Raw genomic sequence first — 21,372 nt, forward strand, 5'->3', positions numbered from 1 at the left:
CCGGCGCTGGATTTAGCTATAACGTCCATGCTGCAGCGCAATCGAAGGTTCATATGACGTATATCCAGGCTAAAGCGCTCGATAGCCAAGAGCGAGTTATCTTATTGACGTTGTTTTAAGTACTCGATAAACGGCTCGATATCAGAGCTGCACAGCAGATGCGCGACACTACGTACCTCGCTCTCAGGCCAATACCACCAGGCGGATTGTTCCAAAACCTGGCGAACAGGCTCATCAAAACGCCAACGGATAAACTTGGCCGGGTTTCCGCCTACTATTGAATAGGGCGCCACATCTTTGGTCACCAACGAGCCGGCCGCCACAACGGCGCCGTCGCCAATGGTGATACCCGAAAGGATCTTTGCATGTGAACTGATCCAGCAATCATTGCCGATCACCACGTCGCCATTGCTGCCGCCAAAGTCAGTAATATAGGCAACTTCTTCGACCTTGGCGGGAAACGGATAACAGCTTAGCCAGTCGATGCGGTGATGACCGCCCAGGTACACTTCGACGTTGCCGGCAATCGAAGTATAAGCGCCTACGCGCAATGTCGTTCCTTCATTCCAGTCATGTACCTTGAGATCGCCATAGGTGCCAATACCAAAGCTGAATTGCGGATAACGGTTGCGCAGTTTGTGTGTTGCACGCTCAAGCTTCGGCAGTGCACGCAGCGCTTTGCGTTCCTGACGCTCACGCCAGATGCGCAGTAGCTTCATGGGAAGAACCTTATTCAGACGTTGGAATGGGACGTTATCCTGAAGAATGAAAAGCTGGGTTGCAAGCTAGCAAGTGAAATGGATGGTTTGTTTTTTCGGCCTAGTGCGCACCTCAAGCCAGAATCCATTGTTCCTGGCTTCGGAAGAAAGCAGCTTTATGACCGGGAGCGAAATGTTCGTGGATGGCGGTTTCGCTCAGGTTTGAGACGACGCAGTTTTGGCCGACGGCCAAGAGGGGGTTTGCCTGCTGAAATCCGGTGGGCATTGTCCCTCAATACGCAGCATAGCATTACGCATAATGTATATTATGTTAAATTGTATGTCATGCCAGGTTACTGGCCAATCTCCCGCCAACCCCAGGTGTGACGCCTGATGAAAAAGTAGAAAATGACTGATTAAAAAAAATACCAAGATATCAGTGAGATGCAGCATTCTCCGCTGTCAAGGTTTCCCTTGCCCCCCCTCGTTAACGGTTAAAAAAGGAGAATCCTGATGAGGCTTTTGCCTGTTTAAAAAGCCTAAAAAGAAGACTAAATACTGTGCTATTTTTCAAGAGTACTCGTGACTTCCTTTTAGACCAATGGGATCGTCAATGTCAAAAGTCATAGACCCTCGGCCTGTCCTTGCTGGTCCCGAAAGTATGTCTCTCGATCTCGGGCTGTACTACGCTCGCTACCCCTGCATCGAAGCCTTCCTCAGTAGTCTCTCCGCTAATCTTGATGTAGAAACGGACTTAAAATGCGCTATCCGCTTTCTTGCATATCATAGTCACCCGCTTGGAACCTTTAATAATTACCGAACATTCGTTGAACGTTTGCTCCTATGGAGCTGGATTGTCGCCGAAAAAACTGTACTGACACTAGATAAAGAGACGTTTACGAATTTTATTACTTTTTGCAAGATGCCACCTTCAAATTGGGTTGGATTTTCTACAACCGCTAGATTCGCTCAAGTCGATGGTAATTCGGTTTTCAATGAATCATGGCGGCCTTTCAATATTCGAGCATCTAAAGATGTAGGGGCGCGCAGCCCTAAAGTGGAAACCTTGCGTTTCATTCGTAGCGTTTGTAGTTCATTTTATGGTTTTCTCTGCGAGGAAGATGTGATAGCGATAAATCCAGCTATATCATCACGAACTTTCTATGGAAGAGGAATGCGCGCTACTTACCCTGTGGAACGATATTTAACTTCCGAGCAATTAGGTCAGGTTCTGCAAGCGCTAGAATTTCATGCGCTGGGTGATCCTGCTGGTGAGCGTGCTCTTTTTATAATAGCAGCAACGACTCTTATGTGTTTGCATGCTGCAGACCTTGCAAATGCTGATAACTACTGCCCATGCATGAATTGCTTTGTTCTAGGGATGGTCTGAAGTAGCCATGTATTTCCCCGGCATACCACCTAGCGCAACTTTTAAACTCGCCAAATGATCAAAAAACAATCAATTCGACGAGTATTTCTTACGTTTTCGCCACCCGGACCCCACTCCGGTGGCCATTTCCCGCATTACAGGCGCACCTCTCCTGCATTCGTCAGTAAATGTCGGCGCGCCATCCACAGGTTCGACAGAGCGAACAGTGTCACCAGTTGCGCCGTGTTTTTGGCCAAGCCGCGAAAGCGCACCTTGGTGTAACCGAACTGGCGCTTGATTACCCGGAACGGATGCTCGACCTTGGCGCGCACCTGAGCCTTGGCCTTTTCAATCTTGCGCTTGGCTTTGTACAGCACGCTGCGCTTATCGAGTTTTTTGTAGGTGCTGCGGCGTGCCGCCACCTGCCAGATAACTTCACGTCCTTCATGCTCGGGCCGCTTTTCGACACCGGTGTAGCCTGCATCGGCGCAGACCACGTTTTCGTCGCCATGCAGCAATTTGTCCACCTGGGTGACATCCGCCACATTGGCCGCCGTGCCCACTACGCTGTGCACCAGACCCGATTCGTCATCGGCGCCGATGTGGGCCTTCATGCCAAAATAATACTGGTTTCCCTTCTTGGTCTGGTGCATTTCCGGGTCGCGCTTGCCGTCCTTGTTCTTGGTCGAACTGGGCGCATTGATCAGCGTTGCATCGACGATGGTGCCCTGGCGCAGCGACAGGCCGCGGTCGCCCAGATAGCCATTGATGACAGCGAGGATGCCGGCCGCCAGCTCGTGTTTCTCCAGCAAGCGGCGGAAGTTGAGAATGGTGGTTTCGTCGGGGATGCGCTCCAGGTTCAGCCCGGCAAACTGGCGCAGGATCGTGGTTTCGTACAGCGCTTCCTCCATCGCTGGATCGCTGTAGCCGAACCAGTTCTGCAGCAGATGCACACGCAGCATCGCCATCAACGGGTAGGCCGGACGGCCACCTTCACCTTTCGGATAATGTGGCTCGATCAAAGCAATCAAGCCCTTCCACGGCACCACCCGATCCATCTCGATCAGGAACAACTCCTTGCGGGTTTGCTTGCGCTTGCCAGCGTACTCGGCGTCGGCGAAGGTCATCTGCTTCATCGGGAAACTCGGTGGGTGGGGTCGCGGTATTTTGCCAAATCAGAAAGTCTTTTTCAGAGTTTCCCTAGACGATGCCAGATGGTGGTTGATACTAGAGGCGCCAGGTCGGCTGCTAAGGAAAGTTGAAGTCACTCCAGAGTTCCTGCCCTACTTGAGACGCTATCGAAAAAGCCGAGGACTACCCCCGTTCCCAGAGCAGAACGAAGAAATCCCTATCTTGGAGGCTAGTCACGGGCGCCCCGGTCTTTCCGTGCGACAAATACGAAGCATTGTTAAAGAAGCGCTTATGAAAGCTCATGCAAGCATTACTTCTACAGACAAAGGCGGTGAGCACTGGAATATCCTGCTTGGTGGCAGTATGCGTTTTTTGAAAGAAAGCGGCGCAAAGATTCGTGCGCAAAGCTTCCGCCCTGCCGAGTTGCAGAAATATCTAGGCATTTTCAGCTTGGCTTATACCTATGGAAGGTATTATGGTTGATAGAGCGTTCCCCGCTAGCTTAAATTCCTGGCCTATAAGCTTCTCTGGCGGGACGCCCGGCAGACTCATTTCTCCCATTTAAAAATCCGACTCCAATCGTAACTGCATGTTATTAAACGTATTATTTGTAAGGATCATGGGGTTACAGATTTTAAGAAGGACAGCGAGGATTGATCGGAGAAATCTAAGCAATATCCGATAATCACCAGACCCGGATATTGCTCTATACTACGCTGAAAGACCGATATAGACGCATTCGCCCAGGTTGAACCACTTCATGTCGCAGCATCCCCAGCCGCTTTTCGAGACCTTTGATCGCTTCCACGAACTCAACTTTCTTCACCTCAATGGCGAGCTTCCAGCGGTTCGGGACTTCCTCCATGGTTGTGCCGATGAGCTCCAGGCCGTCGAGGGCTATCGCGCCGTTCGGGGATTTCTGAAGTCCTACGCCGGCAACGAAGCCACGTTCAACTCCTATCGAACCCACGTCGAGCGGCTGCTGCTCTGGTCCCTACTGGTGGCTGTCAAGCCCCTTGTTGAACTGCGTCGCCGGGACGCCGAGGCCTTCATGGAGTTCTGCCTCAACCCGCCCGCCGACTGGATAGGTCCGGTCGTAAAGTCCCGCTTCCTGCGCGTGGGTGGTCGCAAGAAGCTCGACACGGACACCTACATCGTCAATTTGCAATGGCGACCTTTCAGTCACACTGTGGCCAAGCGCGAACGCAAGATTGCCGAAGAGGCCGTTGCCGCCCTTCCCTCCCGTCCCTACCGCTTGTCCCAGGGATCGGTGGCTCAGGTATTCGCAGTCTGCGGCAGCTTCTTCCAACACGCGATTGATGAGGGTCTCACCGAGGTGAACCCCTTCCGGGCGGTAAAACAGAAATCCATCTACAAGCAACGCAACACCTTGGATGTGGCGTCACGTTCCCTGACTCCGCTGCAGTGGAGCTACGTGATCGAGACTGCCGAGCAGATGGCCGCGACCGACCCGACACACGAACGCACTCTGTTCATCGTTGCGACTCTGTTCTCCATGTACCTGCGAGTCTCCGATCTGGTCGGGCGTGACAACTGGACGCCTACCATGGGCGACATCCGCCGCGATAGCATGGGCAACTGGTGGTTTCATGTGGTGGGCAAAGGCAACAAGGCCGCCAAGATCAGCATCCGCGACGAATACATCCAGAACTACCTGATACGCTATCGCCAGCATTTACAGCTCTCCCCCCAGCCATCTGCCCACGAGAAAACACCGTTGATCAGTTCCCTGAAGGGGCGTGGTGGGCTATCTGATCGACATATTCGCCTGCTGCTCCAAGGGCTATTTGATCGCGCTATGGGGCGTATGGCTGAGGAAGGCTGGAGCGATGACGAAATAGACCAGTTGCGTTCAGCTTCACTGCATTGGTTACGCCACACCTCCGCAACCTTTGATGCACCATATCGAGAGATGAAGGACCTCCAGGCTGACCTTCGTCACAATAGTCTCAGCACTACCCAAAATACGTACTACAACTCGCTGGACGAACAACGGGCACACTCGGTGAAAAGCCTTCCAATCAGACGTTAGACGCCCATTAAACACACACTTGTTTAGCCATCGCGCATAGCTTGAGAACGAGAAAATTTTCCTTGGCTCAGGTGATGGGTGAGTTATGCAACCAGCGCATGCTCGACCTCGACTCGCGGACATGCCATCTGCTTGCTGGCGCGTTTCTGCGCCAGCAAGAAATCAGGAGGTCGCGCTTCCGTCGTCATTGAAAAAGTCATCACGGGAGATGCGTCCGAAATCGCTGAGGTCTTGGTCTTACTGGTCTTCAGCGACCGTCTCGAAGATCGTCGATCATTGCAGCCTTCGTGCTGTACTTGGCTCCGAGATGTACCAGCCTCTCGATGTTCGCGGCAGTGAAGAACTGGTGGCCGGCAGCGATGACTCTCTGTGCTTTGATAATCCCGTGCAGGACTTCACCCACCCATTTCGCAGGCTGCGATCTTCAGGCGTTGGGGTTCGACAAGGCCCGGTCTCATCGTACGGGGCGTCCTGATTATGATCCGGCTAATCTGCTCAAGATCTGTCAGTACGGCTACGTGCAGCGCAACCGTCACGTTCATTGAAAAGTATGGATGTGATGACCGGCGCCTCAGCACCTGCTAACCATCGAGTTGGCAGCCGCTTCGAGTCTCAAGGCTTTCTCATGATCCAACGCCTAGCCTAGGATCCGACTACGCACAGCGGATCGGCATCTATAGCAGCCGAGACCATGGTGGTTCCATATGCCGGTTGCGAGCGGTCAACCAGAGCACCACACCCGACATGGGTGCGGTGCTCAGTTCCTGATAGCAGTGGATCAGCCGGCAGTCGATTCCAGAGGTTTCTCCATCAGCGTGCAGACCTGACCCGGCCGGTGCCAGAGAAAACCCATAATGGCGGCGGCGCCCACCAGCCCCGGCAGCGCGAACGCCAGAAAGCTCGCCTGCAACGGCAGTTGCGCGGCGTGCAAAGCTCCGCCCAGCAACGGGCCGATGATGGCGCCAATACGGCCAATTCCCATCGCCCAGCCCAGACCAGTGGAGCGGATATGCGCGGGGTAAAATTGCACGGCGCAGGCATTGGCGAGGATCTGCGTACCGATAGTGCAGGCCCCGGCCACGCCGATCAGCAGGTAGAGCACCGGCAGCGGTGACTTCAGCGCCAATAGACTCAGCGACAGCGCACCGGTGGCGAAGAACGCCAGGAGTACCCGACCCAGGCCTATGCGATCTCCCAGCCAGCCGCCGCCGATTGCCCCGAAGATGGCGCCGAAGTTCAGCACCAGCAGGAACGCCAGGCTGGAGTTGAGGCCGTAGCCGGCAGCGTTCATAAGCTTCGGCAGCCAGGAACTCAGGGCGTAGACCATCAGCAGGCAGCAGAAGAAGGCCACCCAGAGCATCAGCGTTTTCAGTGCGCGACCATCCTGGAACAACTGGGAGATGGCCACCTTGCCCGCCTGCCCCTTTGCCAGATTGAGCCGGTCGTGCATTTTGGGCACGTAGTCGGGCTCTGCCCTGGCCAGCAGCTCTTTGGCGCGTTCGACCTCCCCCTGGCGCAGCAGGAAGTTCAACGACTCCGGCAGCTGGCGCACCAGCAACGGCAGCACCAGCAGCGGTACAACCGCCACGAAGAACACCGATTGCCAGCCCCAGCTGGGCATCAACGCCATGCCCAGACCCGCAGAGAGCATGCCCCCCACCGAGTAACCGCTGAACATGATCGCCACCAGGGTGCTGCGGATTTTCTTCGGCGCGTACTCGTTCATCAGCGCCACCACATTGGGCATCACCCCACCGATACCAAGCCCGGCGAAAAAGCGGCAAATGGCAAACTCCTCGGGAGTGCGCGCGAATCCGTTGATCACGGTAAAACCGCTGAACAGGACCACACAGGTCATGATGGTCTTGCGGCGCCCGATCCGGTCCGACAGTGGGCCGAAGAACAGTGCACCGAGCATCATGCCCACCAATGCGCAGCTGCCTAGCAGACCGGCCTGCAGCGCAGAGAGGTTCCAGGCTTGCATCAGCGACGGCAGCACCACGCCGTAGATAACCAGATCATAGCCATCGAAGATAATGATCAGCGCGCACCAGAACAGCACGCGCCCGTGAAAGGTATTGAAGCGGGCCCCGTCAAGCAGGGCGGAAACGTCGATATCACGCATGGCATAGCTCTTCTTGTCATTGTTATAGAGCCGGAACCGGCATCGAGGCCGATTCCGGTAGAACGACGCGCAACTAGGCGCAGTGGCTCAGGGCTGTCCAACCTAGTCGAGCGCGGGCATCTCGCACGTCAGCGTCGAGGTCGTGGTTCCACAACCAGTCGAAGCGGCTAGCCAAGGTAGCTCCCAGCGCCTGTTTGTCATCACCCACTGCCGGGTCACGCAGTTCGTAAAGTTCACCGGCTTCCCAGGAGGTACGCTGCACGCGGCAGGCACGCGGGCGGCGCAAGGCGTCGTAGGCAGCCAGCAACTCATCGAGGTTGCCGCGACTCACCTGAACATCTCCCAGCAGGCGGGCGAGGAAGTAGGCGTCCTCGAGCCCCTGCCCTGCCCCGGCGCCCTGGTGCGGCAGCATCGCGTGGGCGGCATCGCCGATCAGCGCCACACGGCCGTGGACATAACCAGGTAGCTCGGCGAGGTCGTGCAGAGCCCAGTAGGTTGGCGAGGGAATGCACTCCAGCAGGATTCGCGCAGCATCGCCCCAGCCGACGAAGGCGTCGAGCATCTCACGCTGGCTGGCCTGACGAACCCAGGGCGAATTCTCGGGCCAGGTGGGCGCGGGCTGACTGCGGTCAGATACGAAGGCCACCACGTTGATGATGCGCCCCCGCTTAACCGGAAAGGTAAGGATGTGGCCATCCAGGCCCAGGTACATCTGCGGCACGTCCACCAAGTGCTCGTCAACGCCAGCGGCACGGTAGGCCTCGCGCAGGTGCAGGCTATCGATCATGCCACGGTAGGCGCAGGTACCACTGAAGCGCGGCACGGCGGGCGGGGCCCCGATACCCTCGAGGACATGGCCACGAATAGCCGATTTGATGCCATCGGCGGCGATCAGCAAGTCACCGCGATATTCACTACCGTCGGTAAAGCGCACACAGGCCTCATCGCCGTGCTGCTCCACGCCCACGGCGCGCTTATTGAATCGGGCAATGCCCTCCGGCAGTCGGCTGGCGAGCACGTCGAGGAAATCCGCCCGGTGCACCGAAGACTGCCCCACGCCAGGAGCCACGCTCGCGCCAATGTAACCGGCGTCGACGCTGCGGCGCCATTCGAACCACACGTCCTGCCAGGGCTCGGGGGTGCGATCGGCAACCTGGGCGTAAGGCTCTGCAATGCCGAGACCGGCAATGGCTCGCACCGCGTTAGCACCGAAGGAAACGCCCGCTCCCACCTCACCGAAGGCCGGTGCGGATTCGAAGAGCTGGACGTCGAGATGGGAATGGCGGCACAGATCCAGTGCCAGGGCGACGCCGGAAATACCGCCGCCGATGATGCCGATACGCAGGGCAGGCTTGGTGATCATGTTTGTACCCATGATGTTGTTGTTGGAGTGAAGTCATCATGGGCGCACGAGAAATATTGATAAATACCGCAGCCTGCATACAAACTATTTCAAACCTGAATATTCCTACCAACCTATGAGGCAGACCATGGACCTGCGCGACCTGGATCTGAACCTGCTAGTGGTGTTCAACCAGTTGCTGATCGACCGCCGCGTCTCCACCGCCGCGGAAAGCCTGGGTCTGACCCAGCCCACCGTGAGCAACGCCCTCAGGCGCCTGCGTACAGCCCTGCAGGACGACCTGTTCGTGCGTACCTATCAGGGTATGGAGCCTACCCCCTACGCCCAGCAACTTGCTGAGCCAGTGTCGCTGGCCATCCATACCCTGCGCGAGGCGCTGAGTCGCCAAGACAGTTTCGACCCGCTAACCAGCGAACGCACCTTCACCATCGCGATGACCGATATCGGTGAAATCTACTTCACCCCGCGCCTGATGGATGCCCTCTCCCGCCTGGCACCAGGCTGCCGCATCAGTACCGTGCGCAACACCTCCGTATCCCTGATCGAGGCGCTGCAGAGCGGCACCGTCGACCTCGCCGTAGGCCTGCTGCCACACCTGCAGGCAGGCTTCTTCACTCGCCGTCTGTTCCATCATCGTTACGTATGCATGTGTCGCAAGGACCACCCCGTCACCAGCGAGCCGCTCACGCTGGAGCGCTTCTGCGCTCACGGTCATGTGCGGGTCATCGCCGCCACCACCGGCCACGGCGAAGTGGACGCACACATGGCGCGTCTGGGGATAGAGCGGGACATCCGTCTCGAAGTGCCGCACTTCGTCGCTGTGGGCCATATTCTCCAGCGCACCGATCTGCTGGCCACGGTACCCGAGCGCTTTGCCGAGTGCTGCGTCCAGCCCTTCGGTTTGGTGGCCCTGCCCCACCCCGTGCAGCTACCGGAAATCGATATCAACCTGTTCTGGCACGCCAAGTATCACCGAGACTCCGCCAACCGCTGGCTCAGGCAACTGATGTTCGAGCTATTTGCGGACTGACGGCGCCCGAAGTGCCTGACAGCCCATTGCCTGCCATGAGGGATCGGGCTGACTGCCGAGTCCTGCGACGGACTCAATACACGCAGCTCTCGCCCTGGCGCAGATACACCAGGGTATGGATCTCGCCGTGTGAATCCTCATAGACCATGGTCGCCTCGCCCACCTCACAGCCCTGAGGCATCTCGATCGAAATGACCCTGGCGACATCCATGGCCTGGCCATAATGGTATGGCTGCGCATCGTCGGCGACTGCCCACTGAGCGACAAGTGTCACGCCGATCATCCAGTATCTTGCTTTCATGCTGCACCTCGTAATGACTCGATGAGCATCAGCTTAAGGAGTGGTTCCGGCAAGAAACAGCGAACTCCAGGCAAGGTAGTTTTGCCTTTAGCGTAATAATCGAAGAGCGCTAAGCGACAGGGCATCAACCCTGGCCACACCGGTTTGCTCCCAGGGTCACGCCCAATAGGTGGGGTTTTCCACCAGGGTTCGATTACCGCGGAATACCAGGGGTAATTGCTCCTTGAGGAACTCCACCCAGGTTCTCACCTTGGCATCGAGAAAGCGCCGCGACGGGTACAGCGCATAGATACCCCGCTCGTGCAGGCGATGTTCGGCCAGCAGGCGTACCAGTCGGCCCTGTGCGAAGGCCTTGGCCGCTATCAGGTCCGGCAGTACGCAAATACCCATACCCTCTCCTGCCGCCTGGGCCATCGCCTCGGCGACGTTGACCTGAAATGTTTCTCCCAGACGGATCGCCCGCTCGACGCCGTTGTCGGTAAAGGTCCAGCTGTCGCCAAAAACCGGGTCGAGCAGGCGCAGGCAGCGATGCTGGCTCAGCTCGTCGAGAGTCATCGGAATACCGTGCTGCCCCAGGTAGCTCGGCGCCGCACAGACCACGCTGTAGGTAGTGCCGAGCAGTTGAGCGACCAGTTCGGAGTCGGGCAACTCCCGGGCCAGAGTAATGACCACATCCTGCCCCTCCTCGAGCAGGTCAGGGTGGCGCTGGGAGAGCGTCAGCTCAAGGTTCACTTCCGGGTAGAGCTCGCTATAGCGGGCGGCCAAGGGTGCAAGTAGATGGGTGCCCAAACCGGTGATCGCGTGCACCCGCAGGCGCCCCCTGGGCATCAGGTAGGCACCACCGGCCTCGGCGCCAGCGTCTTCCAGCTCGCTGAGAATATGCCGACAGCGCTCCAGGTAACGGCTGCCTACCTCGGTCAGCCCCAGCCGGCGGGTGGTACGTTGCAGTAGGCGTGCCTGCAGATGACTTTCGAGTTCGGACACCTGCCGCGACACCTGCGCGGTGGACAAGCCCAGCGTCTGTGCAGCAGCCGTGAAGGTGCCCGCGTCCACCACGCGAGTAAACACCCGCATTGCCTGAAAAACATCCATCTGACTGTTACCTATTTAGTAAGTGTTCTTTGCATAAGACGGCTATTTTTGCATGAAAGCATGGGAAATATACTGCCGCCTTCGCGGGCCGGCCCGGACTTTCCAGCGTGCGCCCGTCCCCCGACGCTTTGCTTAACCGAGGTATTCATGACTCCCGATCAACGATTTGCCCGCTGGGTTCAAATCGCTATCTCGGCCCTAGCCTGTTGCTTCATCTACTTCCTAACCGCCGACCTGAGCATGCCGTTGACACCACAGGCGCAGTTGACCCGACCGGTACTGAAGGTCGCGCCGCGGGTCGCAGGCCAGGTCAGTGAGCTGGCGGTGAGCAATAACCAGTACGTACAACCTGGCCAGTTACTGTTTCGCCTCGATCCGCAGCCATTCGAGCTGGAGGTGCAGCGGGCCGAGTTGGCGCTCGAACAGGCACACCAGGACAACACTGAACTCGATGCCCTGCTGGCCGCCGCCCGTGCCGAGGTCAGCGCGGCCCAAGCCAAGTCGAACGAGTCGGGCGCTCAGGCCCTACGCCTGTCGCGCCTGCTCGAACGCCAGCATGTCTCGCGCCAGGCCTACGATGCGGCCGAAGCGCAGCATCTGATGGCCCAGGCCCAACTGCGTACGGCGCAGGCCAGAGTCCGTGAACTGCAGGCCCGTCGCGGCGGCGCCGACGGTGCCAATCTACGGCTACGCCAAGCCCGCAATGCACTGCTCCGGGCGCACCTGCAGCGGGACTACAGCGAGGTTCGCGCCGAACGTGGCGGCGTGCTCAGCAACCTGCAGCTCACCCCCGGCACCTTCGTCGCGGCAGGAACGCCGGTGGCCGCTCTGGTCGAGGACCGCCTGGACATCATCGCCGACTTCCGCGAGAAGTCCCTGCGCTACATCGGCGTCGACACCCCAGCCGTGGTCGTATTCGACGCCCGTCCAGGCGAGCTGTTCAGCGCCCGGGTCAGTCATTTCGACGCCGGAGTCCGGGAAGGCCAGATCGATGCCAACGGCGAGCTGGCAACGCCCGCGCAATCCGAGCGCTGGGTTCGCGACGCGCAACGACAACGCGTGCACCTGGCACTCGATGAAGAGCTGCCGTTCCTGCTGCCCACCGGGGCTAAGGCCACGGTTCAGCTGAAGCCCTTCGACAACCCGCTGGTGAACCTCGCCGCTACGCTGCAGATCCGCCTGATCAGTTGGTTGCACTATGTCTACTGAACCCTCCGCGGCGGCACACACACTTGCCGAAAGGGCCACAGCGCCCCGTTTGTCACTGGGCAAGAACGACCTGCGCCAGTGTCTGCGCATCGCCACTGGCGGCAGTCTGGCCTTTGTCCTGTGCAAGCTGTTCGACCTGCAGTACGGTGCCTTCTTCTGCGTCTATCCGATGCTACTGCTCGGCCTGGTGCCGCGCCTGACTGCCCACCTGATGCGCCAGTTCTTCACCCAGGGACTGGTCGTCAGCCTGGAGGTCGCGTTGCTCTACGGTCTGTTCGGCGGCCGACCGCTGCTGATGATTCCGCTGGTGTTCTTGCTGTTTCTCTACCGTTTCGCGCTGATGGCCAGCGGCCCGAACTTCCTGTTCGGCGCCCTCGGCGCAGTATTTCTGTCGATCCAGCTGAACTTCGCCAGCTACCCGCACACCGACGTCATCGCCATGCTTGGGAGCAATGGCCTGGCCATCGTGCTGGCCGCAGCGATCGCCGTGCTGATGTTCTACCTGTTTCCCGACTGCGAGCCGCGCCCCGCACGCACGCCGCCGCCCAAAGACCGCGCCAGTCGGCGCCACGAGGCACTGCTCGGGGCAACGGTGGCGACGCTGTCGTTCAGCGTATTCCAGTGCCTGGATCTGCAGGACTCGCTGTCGGCTCAGGTCGCCAGCATCCTGCTGTTGTTTCCCATGCACTGGAACGGCTCACGCTTCGCCGGCCGTACCCGTGCGCATGGCACCCTGCTCGGCTGCGTGATTGCCCTGCTGATCATGCTGCTGCTCTATGATCACCACGACCTACTGCCGCTGGTCGCCCTGCTGCTATGGATCGCCGCCATGGTCTGCGCGCGCTGGCACATGCTGGAAAAGGGGGTGCCCGGCGTCGGCTTCGGCGCTTTGACCACCCTGGCCATCCTGTTCGGCCAGTCGCTTACGCCCAGCCACGACATCATATTTGCGACCCTCTACCGGCTGAGTTCGGTGTGTGTCTCGGTGCTGTTGACCCTGTTCGTCGTGTTCATGGTGCACCGCTTGCTCAACCGCTTTGTCACTACTCGCCACAGCAGCCATTGAAGCCAACAGCTGCGGCCACGGCGATTGTCAGATCAGCGCGCGTTTTTCCTGCTCGTACACAAAGCCGGCGACCGCGCACCGCTACAATTTGTTATCACGCGTGCAACACTTTCGCGGCAAGACGCGCTTGGCCGTGGATCCGAGCGTTTTACGATCATCTGGGAGAAATGATGCGAACGCGCGTGAACCGGCGAATCCACTTGCTCCGCCGGCCCCGAAACATCAGAAGGGATAAGGCTGATCAGATGGCTCAACAGTGACCCACTTGATTTCTGTGAACTCGTCAATCACAGCGCTTCCATCGAAACGGCCGTATCCACTCTGCTTCATACCACCATAGGGGGCCTGCGCTTCGTTTTGTACGGTGGCGCCGTTGATGTGGACACAACCTGCATCCAACCGACTTGCCAGCTCAAGCGCTTTGGAGACATTGGCGCTGAAAATTGCAGATGAGAGGCCATAAGCCGTGTCATTGGCCACTTCCAACGCCTCCTCTGCCCCGTCGACACGAACGATCGTGGTAATAGGACCAAAGGTTTCCTCGTCGTAGATTTCCATGTCCTTGGTCACGCGGTCGACTAGCGTGGGCTGCATCAAGGCACTGTCGGCGATACCGCCCGCGGCGATGACAGCCCCTTTGCCGAGCGCATCTTCGATCAGATGGTTGATCCGCTTTACCGAGCCCTGGGCGATGACCGGTCCGACTACGCAGGTCGGAGATGCGGTGGGGTCGCCAAGCTCCAGTTTGCCGATTCGCTCGGAAAACTTACTCACGAATTCGTCGGCAACACGCTGATCGACCACGAAACGCTCGGTCGACATGCAGATTTGCCCTTGATACAGGAACGAGCCGAATACTGCGGCATTCACTGCGCCGTCGATATCGGCATCCTCCAGCACTACGAAAGGAGCCTTGCCACCCAACTCCAACAAACAGCGCTTGAGATGGGACGCACAGGTTTCGGCGATCATGCGGCCGACCTTGGTGGAGCCCGTGAAGTTGACCCGGCGCACGGTATCGTGGGCCACCAACGCTTCGGTGACAGCCGATGCGTCTTCGGGCGCGGTAATCAGGAAATTGAGCACACCCGCCGGCAGGCCTGCCTCAATGAAGGCATCGGCCACAAGGGCATGAGTGCGAGGACTGTTTTCCGAGCCTTTGAAGATCACGGTATTGCCGCACGCCAGCGGATACGCGATAGCGCGAGCCCCCAGGATCACCGGCCCATTCCACGGCACAATGCTCAGCACGGTGCCCACCGGCTGGCGAAGCGTCAACGAGAAAGCGCCAAGCTTATCGGTTGGAATCGTCTCACCCTTGATTTGAGTAGTGAGCGCTGCAGCCTCGCGCAGCAGATTCGCCGATGCACCTACGTTGAACTGCGCCCAGAGCTGCGATGCGCCAATTTCCTCAGCCATGATCCGGCAGAATTCCGACATCTTGGCCTCGAGGACATCCGCTGCTGCGAGCAGGAGACGACGCCGCTCGGTCGGTCCGGTCTTGGACCATTTGCGGAATGCTCGCTCGGATGAGGCCGCGAGCCGTTTTGCGTCTTCCAGGGTGCAGGCAGCCGCAGTGCTGACCAGTTTGGCGGACACAGGGTCAAGCCGTTGGATCGTCTTGCCTCCGGTAGCGTCCAGCTTGATATTGTCGATTACCAGTTGTGCACTCATTTCTAGACCTTTTAGACAGTAGGAAAATTGTGTGACGCGACCGCATTCAGTCGGCAGCTCCGGGCATACGCAGAATGGGACTGCGCTGCGCAGCTGCGTCAGTGATTGCGCGACTACGCGTAGCCGGATCTGCTACCCGGCTATTGAAGATGGGCGTTGTGCCCACCCTGCGAGCCAACTCCAGGCGAGAAGGCATCACGTCCACGGCAATGGCGGAGTCATGCGGCCAGGGCCGCTTTCCAGCCTAAACGGCTGTAGGCCAAGTTCAGGTCTTGCTGCAGATCGTGATTCCACAGCCAGTCGAATCGGCTGACGAAGACTGCGTCACAACGATGGGGTCGCAAGGTGCCCACTTCAGCGATAGCCCGCTAACCCAGCAGCTCGACCATGTCCTGGGTCAAGGTGCGCTGCTCATTCAGGCGCCGAACGATGCGCTCGACCGTCTCCAGCCGCACCGCGGCGCCGGCACGCATCTCTGCCATGGCGCCCAGGGCCGCGGCGGACTTCTCCAGGCCGGTGCTGGTGGACTGGCCGATGTGTTCGACTCCCGTCCGCGCCTCCTGCGCCGACTTCTGCAGGCTGCCGGCGATCTGCTGGATCTCGCCGCTGGACTCGTTGGCGCGCTGGGCCAGGTGACGCACTTCGTCGGCGACTACGGCGAAGCCGCGGCCATGCTCACCGGCGCGGGCCGCCTCGATGGCCGCGTTGAGCGCCAGCAGGTTGGTCTGCTTGGCGATGTCCTGGATGCTGCCGACGATGGCGCCGATGCGCATCGACTGTTGCGACAGTTCGTCGAATACCTGATCGATGGTGCCCATGTAGCCGGCCAGCTCGCGGATCGCCGCCTCGCAGGCCTGGATGCTGGCGGCGCTGAACTGCACCTTTTCTCCGCCCGCGCGCGCCAGTTCAGTGGCGAAGAGCATGTCCTGCTCGGTGCGCAGGATGCTCTCGAGCAACTTCGCCAGGGGTGCGCGTAGCGGCAGGCCAGGGTCGGAAGGCGGCTCGGGAGCAGGCGCCGCCAGCAGCACCGGCGGTTCAGGCTCAGGCGCCGGTGGCGGCGCTGGCGCTGGCGCTGGTGGCGGCAACTCGACCAGGATCGGCGGCAACCTGTGGTAGAGCAGGCCGGCCAGGGCGACGCCGGCCAGCGCCAGGGCCGCCAGTGGGCCGTGCAGGCCGCTGTCCAACAGCAGCAGGCCGGCTGCGGCCAGCGCCGCCGTCGCTTGCAGCAACGCCGCCAGCGGCTTCTGCCAGTTTCGGGCAGGGGCGTCGGTCTTCTCGTTCATCGTCAGTCTCCCCGGCGTCACAGGCCAATATGTTCCTGGAGGATCTGCGGCTGGCACTTCAGCTCGACGCTGGGCCCGTCGAACACCACCCGTCCCTTGACCATGATCATGCTGCGGTCGGTCAGGTCGAGCAGCACGTTGACGTTCTTGTCCACCACCAGAGTGGCGATACCGCTGGCCTTGATCAGGCGGATCACGTCCCAGATCTCCTTGCGGATCAAGGGCGCCAGGCCCTCGGTGGCCTCGTCGAGGATCATCAGTTCGGGGTTGGTCAGCAACGCGCGGCCGATGGCGACCATCTGCTGCTCGCCGCCGGAAAGGTTGCCGCTCAGGTGGGAGAAGCGCTCGGCCAGGCGCGGGAAGGTCGCCAGCACCCGCTCCAGGTTCCAGTCGCGGCGCCCGTCCAGGCCCGGGCGGGCGGCCATGATCAGGCTCTCGCGCACGCTCAGGTTGGGGAACATGCCGCGGCCCTCTGGCACATAGCCGATACCGCGGCGGATGATCTGGTGGGTGGCGCGGCCGCTGCAGCGCTCGCCGCGGATCAGCACCTCGCCGCGGCGCGCCGGCGTCAGGCCGAGCAACGAGCGAATGGTGGTGCTCTTGCCCATGCCGTTGCGGCCCATCAGCGCCAGGGTCTCGCCCGGCTGGATCTGCAGGTCGACGCCATGCAGCACATGACTGTTGCCGTAATAGGTGTGCAGGCCGGTGGCCTGCACCAGGGCTTGTGCGCTCATCAGAATTGCTCCTCGCCGTCGCCCAGATAGGCCTGCTGTACCGCCGGATCGTTGCGCACCTGGTCCAGCGGGCCACTGGCCAGCAGCTCGCCGTTGACCATCACGGTGAGACGGTGGGCGATGCTGAACACCGCATCCATGTCGTGCTCGACCAGGACCATGGCGTACTGCTGCGACAGTCTGGCGAGCAGTTCGACCACCCGCGCCGATTCGTCCTTGCCCATGCCGGCCATGGGTTCGTCGAGCAGCAGGAAGCTCGGCTCGGTGGCCAGTACCATGCCGATCTCCAGTTGGCGTTGCTCGCCATAACTCAGGGCATCGGCCAGGGTGTCGCGGTGGGCGGCCAGGCCGCAAAGCTCCAGCGCCCGTTCGGCGCGCTCGCGTACCTCGACATAGGCCTCGCAGCGGCGGAAGAAACGAAAGGAGTTCTTCAGCCGCGACTGCGCCGCCAGCCAGCAGTTTTCCAGGCAGGTGAAGCTGGGAAAGATGTTGGTGCGCTGGAAGCTGCGGCCGATGCCCAGGTGCGACACCCGGTTGGGCGCCAAGCCGGTGATGTCGCGGCCGTGAAAGAGGATCTGCCCGGCGCTGGGCTGAAGATGGCCGGACAGCAGATTGACCATGGTGCTCTTGCCGGCGCCGTTGGGGCCGATGATCGCGTGTACCTCGCAGGGCGCCACGCTCAGGGAAATGTCGTTGACCGCACGCAGGCCGCCGAAGGCCTTGCTCAGTCCGCGGGTTTCTAGAACATGGGCGGTCATACGCCGGCCTCCTTCTTCATCGCGTCGGGGGTGGATACCGTACTTGCGTCGCAGGCCGTGGCTGTGCGCCGGTCGCAGAGCTGCAGCAGCAACCCGGCGAGACCGCGCGGCAGCAACAGAACCATGGCGATGACCACCAGCCCCATGGGCAGCTCCCAGTGCGGGGTCAGGCCGGCGAACAGATGGTGCAGGCCCTCGAAGGCGAAGGCGCCGAAGATGGCGCCGAACAGGCTGCCCATGCCACCGAGGATGACCATCACCAGGGCGTGGGCCGAGAGCTGCCAGCCGACCTGGTCGGGGCTGACGAAACCGTATTGGGTGGCCGAGAGCATGCCGGCGTAGCCGGCGATGGTGCCGGCAATGACGAAGGCCGCCAGCTTGTAGAACAGCGGGTTGTAGCCCATGGAACGGACCCGTTCCTCGTTGTGCTTGATGCCCAGCAGCACCCGGCCGAACGGCGCGCGCAGGAAGGTGCGCAGCAGCAGATAGACCAGCACCAGGGAGCCGAGCACCAGGTAGAACAGGCTGCGCGGGTTCTCCAGGTCGAGCAGATGCACCCCGGCGATGGCCACCTCGGGCTTGAGGAACAGGTAGATGCCGTCCGAGCCGCCGGCGAAGGCCGAGTCGTGGAACAGGTAATAGAGCATCTGCGAGAAGGCGATGGTCGCCATGATGAAGAAGATGCCCGAGGTGCGGATGATCAGCAGGCCCATCAGCAGCGCAGCTGCGGCGCTGACGCCCAGGCACAGCAGCAGCGCCAGCCAGAAGTTCACCGCCTCGAACTCCGGGGCGAACAACACCAGGCTGTAGCCGGCGATGCCGAAGAAGGCCGCCTGGGCCAGGCTGACCATGCCGGTCACGCCCACCAACAGGTCGAGGCTGAGAGCGACCAGGGCGAGAATCATGATGTGGGTCAGTTGCTGCAGGTGGAAGGATACTGTCGATCCCAAGCCATAAGCAATTGCTGTTGCTGTTGCTGTTGCTGTTGCTGACAGGACATGGACATGCCATAGCGATCCTACGTGTAGAAGGTCGGGCAAGCGACCAAGCCTTTCACTTCATCACGCGGCACTGCTGCTCGCCCTACGAAATCAATGCGGGTACTACACGTTCCGTAATAAGGGACTGTGGCACCATGCCATAAAGGAAGTTGCTTCGCCTCACCGACTGACGGATAGCGGTTGGTCAGGTCAACTTTCATGGCACGGAAGACGGGGTCACCAGCTACGCAGTTCTTACGACCTTATGTGCCTCTGCTTGAAGATTTCTGCCAGTGGCTATTACGACTGGAGGGATCGTGATCCAAGCCCCGAATGCTCGCCTGATTGCGACCGAGCGAATTCAATGATGGTAAGTACGCCAACGGCCTGCTTTGCCAACTGCCCTACCCGACCGATGACACGCGTTTGATCATTGCAGCGGCACAGGAGGGAATCAAAAGGCTGTAACGAGAGGGTTTCAGCTATGCCAAAGCCCAAGTGTTGCTGCTAGACCTGTGTAAGCGTGATGAGTACACACAGGATCTATTCGCACAGGAACAGCCAGCTCGAACAGAAAAGCTAATGAGCACATTGGATGCAATCAACGGTCGCTGGGGCGCCTTAAATCATCGCACCAAACCATCTTAGAGAGAGTTCACCGTCGCCCCTAACATGGCATAGGTGATGGATATCACCTTTATCCATACCAGCAGGACTGGCTGTGAAGGCAGCATTACTTCGCCTAATCTAGCGCGGCGGGATTAAAAAGGCGCAGAGCCTAGGTGTAGGACTCCGCGCAACGCTCAATCGTTAGAAATGTTAGGCACCTAGCTCGAACAGGGGGCGCTGTCGACGCGGATACAGGCCTCCAGACTCTGGTTGCGCGGCAACAGCCGTGAGAAGTAGACGGTGACGTAGAAATAGCCCGCGTCAATCTTTGTCTGCGCCACAACCGATGTAGCATGCCCGGGTTTTATAGACCGGGCCAAGATTAATGATGCTCGCCAAGTGGGGCCTGAGCGAGAATCACGTGCCTATTCGCCGGGCTCTTAGATACCACCCAGGCAGAGGTACTTGATCTCCAGGTAATCCTCAATGCCGTACTTGGATCCTTCGCGACCCAGGCCGGATGCCTTGATACCACCGAAAGGCGCAACTTCATTGGAGATCAGCCCAGTATTGACGCCGACCATACCGTATTCTAGGGCTTCGGCCACACGGAACACGCGCCCCATATCGCGGGCATAGAAGTACGAGGCCAGGCCGAACTCGGTGTCATTGGACATCGCGATCACGTCGGCCTCGTCCTTAAAACGGAACAGCGGCGCCAGCGGACCGAAGGTTTCTTCCTTGGCTACGGCGGCGTTATTCGGTACGTCAATGAGGATGCTCGGCTCGAAGAAAGTGCCACCGAGGGCGTGCGGCTTACCACCAGCGAGTAGCTTGGCACCCTTGCTAATGGCGTCGGCAATGTGCTCCTGGACCTTGGCCACCGCCTTGGCATCGATCAGAGGGCCGGTGGTGATACCTTCGTCCAAACCGTTACCAATCTGCAACTTAGCTACCGCGATTTTCAGCTTCTCGGCGAAGGCATCGTATACGCCGTCTTGGATATACAGGCGGTTGGCGCACACGCAGGTCTGGCCATTGTTGCGGTATTTGGAGATCAGTGCGCCTTCCACTGCCTTATCAAGGTCGGCATCATCGAATACGATGAACGGCGCGTTTCCGCCCAGTTCTAGCGACACCTTTTTAATGTCCTTGGCACATTCGGCCATTAGCTGGCGACCAATTTCGGTGGAGCCAGTAAAGCTCAACTTGCGCACGATCGGGTTGCTAGTCAGTTCGCTGCCGACTTCGCCAGCACTGCCAGTGATTACACTGAACACGCCTTTGGGGATCCCGGCACGCTCGGCCAGCACTGCCAACGCCAGCGCCGAATAAGGCGTTTGCGACGCTGGCTTGAGCACCATGGTACAACCGGCGGCCAGGGCCGGGCCGGCTTTACGGGTGATCATGGCTGCCGGGAAGTTCCAGGGTGTAATCGCTGCCGTTACGCCGATGGGCTGTTTGATCACGATCAGGCGTTTGTCCGGTTGGTGGCCGGGAATTACGTCGCCATACACGCGCTTGGCTTCTTCGGCGAACCACTCAAGGAAGGACGCCGCGAAAGCAATTTCGCCCTTGGCTTCGGCAAGTGGCTTACCTTGCTCCATGGTCATGAGACGACCCAGGTCGTCCTGGTTTTCAATCATCAGTTCAAACCAGCGGCGCAGTTTGTTGGCGCGGTCTTTAGCTGTCAGTGCACGCCAGGCTGGCAGGGCATGATCTGCTGCTTCGATGGCTCGACGGGTTTCCGCTGCCCCCATCTTCGGCACACTACCCATAACTTCGTTGGTGGCCGGATTGGTGACCTGAATGGTCTGGCCGCTGTCCGCGTCCAACCAGGTTCCGTCGATATAAGCCTGTTGGCGGAACAATTGGGTATCTTTGAGTTGCATGGCGT

At 59.5% G+C, this 21,372-nt stretch carries 17 protein-coding genes and 2 pseudogenes; 6 read left to right on the top strand and 13 right to left on the bottom strand.

All coding sequences use genetic code 11. From position 1 onward, the window contains the following. Positions 1-101 precede the first annotated feature (101 nt). On the bottom strand, positions 102-719 hold the full coding sequence (locus AB7933_RS16935; RefSeq protein WP_024075416.1) for a CatB-related O-acetyltransferase: 618 nt from the start codon (positions 717-719) through the stop codon (positions 102-104). Positions 720-1,359: 640 nt separating this feature from the next. Between AB7933_RS16935 and AB7933_RS16940 the strand changes: the two genes are divergently transcribed. Beyond that, positions 1,360-2,088: a hypothetical protein gene (locus tag AB7933_RS16940; RefSeq protein WP_305451923.1), complete on the top strand. Its 729-nt coding sequence runs from the start codon at positions 1,360-1,362 to the stop codon at positions 2,086-2,088. A gap of 134 nt (positions 2,089-2,222) precedes the next feature. Here AB7933_RS16940 and AB7933_RS16945 read toward each other — a convergent pair whose 3' ends face one another. Further along, complete coding sequence (locus AB7933_RS16945) at positions 2,223-3,203, bottom strand: IS5-like element IS1384 family transposase (RefSeq protein WP_010466230.1); 981 nt, start codon at positions 3,201-3,203, stop codon at positions 2,223-2,225. Positions 3,204-3,489: 286 nt separating this feature from the next. Here AB7933_RS16945 and AB7933_RS16950 point away from each other — a divergent pair, with 286 nt between their 5' ends. Next, positions 3,490-3,681, top strand: a complete 192-nt coding sequence (locus AB7933_RS16950) for a hypothetical protein (protein WP_024075418.1) — start codon at positions 3,490-3,492, stop codon at positions 3,679-3,681. A gap of 277 nt (positions 3,682-3,958) precedes the next feature. Beyond that, positions 3,959-5,251: a tyrosine-type recombinase/integrase gene (locus tag AB7933_RS16955; protein ID WP_028688854.1), complete on the top strand. Its 1,293-nt coding sequence runs from the start codon at positions 3,959-3,961 to the stop codon at positions 5,249-5,251. 778 nt (positions 5,252-6,029) lie between these two features. Here AB7933_RS16955 and AB7933_RS16960 read toward each other — a convergent pair. Together AB7933_RS16960 and salA are read right to left on the bottom strand one after the other, a co-directional pair. After that, complete coding sequence (locus tag AB7933_RS16960) at positions 6,030-7,376, bottom strand: MFS transporter (RefSeq protein ID WP_023629719.1); 1,347 nt, start codon at positions 7,374-7,376, stop codon at positions 6,030-6,032. A gap of 73 nt (positions 7,377-7,449) precedes the next feature. Next, entirely contained in the window at positions 7,450-8,739 is a 1,290-nt protein-coding gene (gene salA / locus AB7933_RS16965) for a salicylate 1-monooxygenase (RefSeq protein ID WP_024075419.1), read from the bottom strand. 127 nt (positions 8,740-8,866) lie between these two features. On the opposite strand from salA, the gene AB7933_RS16970 reads away from it, so the two are divergent. Further along, positions 8,867-9,769, top strand: a complete 903-nt coding sequence (locus AB7933_RS16970; RefSeq protein ID WP_023629248.1) for a LysR family transcriptional regulator — start codon at positions 8,867-8,869, stop codon at positions 9,767-9,769. 73 nt (positions 9,770-9,842) lie between these two features. Here the strand turns inward: AB7933_RS16970 and AB7933_RS16975 are convergent, their stop codons facing one another. Continuing rightward, entirely contained in the window at positions 9,843-10,070 is a 228-nt protein-coding gene (locus tag AB7933_RS16975; protein WP_023629249.1) for a DUF2790 domain-containing protein, read from the bottom strand. Between the two features lie 156 nt (positions 10,071-10,226). After that, a complete protein-coding gene (locus AB7933_RS16980; RefSeq protein ID WP_023629250.1) occupies positions 10,227-11,162 on the bottom strand; it encodes a LysR family transcriptional regulator in 936 nt (311 codons plus the stop codon). Positions 11,163-11,309: 147 nt separating this feature from the next. Between AB7933_RS16980 and AB7933_RS16985 the strand changes: the two genes are divergently transcribed. Both AB7933_RS16985 and AB7933_RS16990 read left to right on the top strand, forming a co-directional pair. Beyond that, entirely contained in the window at positions 11,310-12,371 is a 1,062-nt protein-coding gene (locus AB7933_RS16985; RefSeq protein ID WP_023663266.1) for an HlyD family secretion protein, read from the top strand. After that, complete coding sequence (locus tag AB7933_RS16990; RefSeq protein WP_078451698.1) at positions 12,361-13,437, top strand: DUF2955 domain-containing protein; 1,077 nt, start codon at positions 12,361-12,363, stop codon at positions 13,435-13,437. Before AB7933_RS16985 ends, AB7933_RS16990 begins: the two co-directional genes overlap by 11 nt. A gap of 222 nt (positions 13,438-13,659) precedes the next feature. On the opposite strand, the gene AB7933_RS16995 is transcribed toward AB7933_RS16990, so the two are convergent. From AB7933_RS16995 to gabD, 7 genes and pseudogenes are all read right to left on the bottom strand, one after another. Next, positions 13,660-15,111: an aldehyde dehydrogenase gene (locus AB7933_RS16995; RefSeq protein WP_023630205.1), complete on the bottom strand. Its 1,452-nt coding sequence runs from the start codon at positions 15,109-15,111 to the stop codon at positions 13,660-13,662. Positions 15,112-15,479: 368 nt separating this feature from the next. Next, a pseudogene (locus AB7933_RS17000) lies at positions 15,480-15,872 on the bottom strand (methyl-accepting chemotaxis protein); the annotation flags it as partial. 539 nt (positions 15,873-16,411) lie between these two features. Continuing rightward, a complete protein-coding gene (locus tag AB7933_RS17005) occupies positions 16,412-17,128 on the bottom strand; it encodes an ABC transporter ATP-binding protein (RefSeq protein WP_024075421.1) in 717 nt (238 codons plus the stop codon). Then, a complete protein-coding gene (locus AB7933_RS17010) occupies positions 17,128-17,886 on the bottom strand; it encodes an ABC transporter ATP-binding protein (protein WP_023048108.1) in 759 nt (252 codons plus the stop codon). Before AB7933_RS17010 ends, AB7933_RS17005 begins: the two co-directional genes overlap by 1 nt. Next, complete coding sequence (locus AB7933_RS17015; RefSeq protein WP_024075422.1) at positions 17,883-18,836, bottom strand: branched-chain amino acid ABC transporter permease; 954 nt, start codon at positions 18,834-18,836, stop codon at positions 17,883-17,885. Before AB7933_RS17015 ends, AB7933_RS17010 begins: the two co-directional genes overlap by 4 nt. Further along, a pseudogene (locus tag AB7933_RS17020) lies at positions 18,818-19,129 on the bottom strand (endonuclease); the annotation flags it as partial. The pseudogene AB7933_RS17020 and the gene AB7933_RS17015, both read right to left, overlap by 19 nt. A gap of 786 nt (positions 19,130-19,915) precedes the next feature. Continuing rightward, on the bottom strand, positions 19,916-21,367 hold the full coding sequence (gene gabD / locus AB7933_RS17025) for an NADP-dependent succinate-semialdehyde dehydrogenase (protein ID WP_024075423.1): 1,452 nt from the start codon (positions 21,365-21,367) through the stop codon (positions 19,916-19,918). Positions 21,368-21,372 lie beyond the last annotated feature (5 nt).

Origin of the sequence: Pseudomonas gorinensis (assembly GCF_042015035.1) — a bacterium.
GTDB classification, from domain to species: Bacteria; Pseudomonadota; Gammaproteobacteria; order Pseudomonadales; family Pseudomonadaceae; genus Aquipseudomonas; species Aquipseudomonas gorinensis.

Excerpts from the sequence above, each read along its gene's own strand:
- AB7933_RS16995 (WP_023630205.1), bottom strand. The coding sequence starts at position 15,111 with ATGAGTGCACAACTGGTAATCGACAATATCAAGCTGGACGCTACCGGA.
- AB7933_RS16960 (WP_023629719.1), bottom strand. The coding sequence starts at position 7,376 with ATGCGTGATATCGACGTTTCCGCCCTGCTTGACGGGGCCCGCTTCAAT.
- AB7933_RS16975 (WP_023629249.1), bottom strand. The coding sequence starts at position 10,070 with ATGAAAGCAAGATACTGGATGATCGGCGTGACACTTGTCGCTCAGTGG.
- AB7933_RS16935 (WP_024075416.1), bottom strand. The coding sequence starts at position 719 with ATGAAGCTACTGCGCATCTGGCGTGAGCGTCAGGAACGCAAAGCGCTG.
- gabD (WP_024075423.1), bottom strand. The coding sequence starts at position 21,367 with ATGCAACTCAAAGATACCCAATTGTTCCGCCAACAGGCTTATATCGAC.
- AB7933_RS16940 (WP_305451923.1), top strand. The coding sequence starts at position 1,360 with ATGTCTCTCGATCTCGGGCTGTACTACGCTCGCTACCCCTGCATCGAA.
- AB7933_RS16990 (WP_078451698.1), top strand. The coding sequence starts at position 12,361 with ATGTCTACTGAACCCTCCGCGGCGGCACACACACTTGCCGAAAGGGCC.
- AB7933_RS16970 (WP_023629248.1), top strand. The coding sequence starts at position 8,867 with ATGGACCTGCGCGACCTGGATCTGAACCTGCTAGTGGTGTTCAACCAG.
- AB7933_RS16950 (WP_024075418.1), top strand. The coding sequence starts at position 3,490 with ATGAAAGCTCATGCAAGCATTACTTCTACAGACAAAGGCGGTGAGCAC.
- AB7933_RS16980 (WP_023629250.1), bottom strand. The coding sequence starts at position 11,162 with ATGGATGTTTTTCAGGCAATGCGGGTGTTTACTCGCGTGGTGGACGCG.
- AB7933_RS17010 (WP_023048108.1), bottom strand. The coding sequence starts at position 17,886 with ATGACCGCCCATGTTCTAGAAACCCGCGGACTGAGCAAGGCCTTCGGC.
- AB7933_RS16945 (WP_010466230.1), bottom strand. The coding sequence starts at position 3,203 with ATGAAGCAGATGACCTTCGCCGACGCCGAGTACGCTGGCAAGCGCAAG.
- AB7933_RS16955 (WP_028688854.1), top strand. The coding sequence starts at position 3,959 with ATGTCGCAGCATCCCCAGCCGCTTTTCGAGACCTTTGATCGCTTCCAC.
- salA (WP_024075419.1), bottom strand. The coding sequence starts at position 8,739 with ATGATCACCAAGCCTGCCCTGCGTATCGGCATCATCGGCGGCGGTATT.
- AB7933_RS17005 (WP_024075421.1), bottom strand. The coding sequence starts at position 17,128 with ATGAGCGCACAAGCCCTGGTGCAGGCCACCGGCCTGCACACCTATTAC.
- AB7933_RS16985 (WP_023663266.1), top strand. The coding sequence starts at position 11,310 with ATGACTCCCGATCAACGATTTGCCCGCTGGGTTCAAATCGCTATCTCG.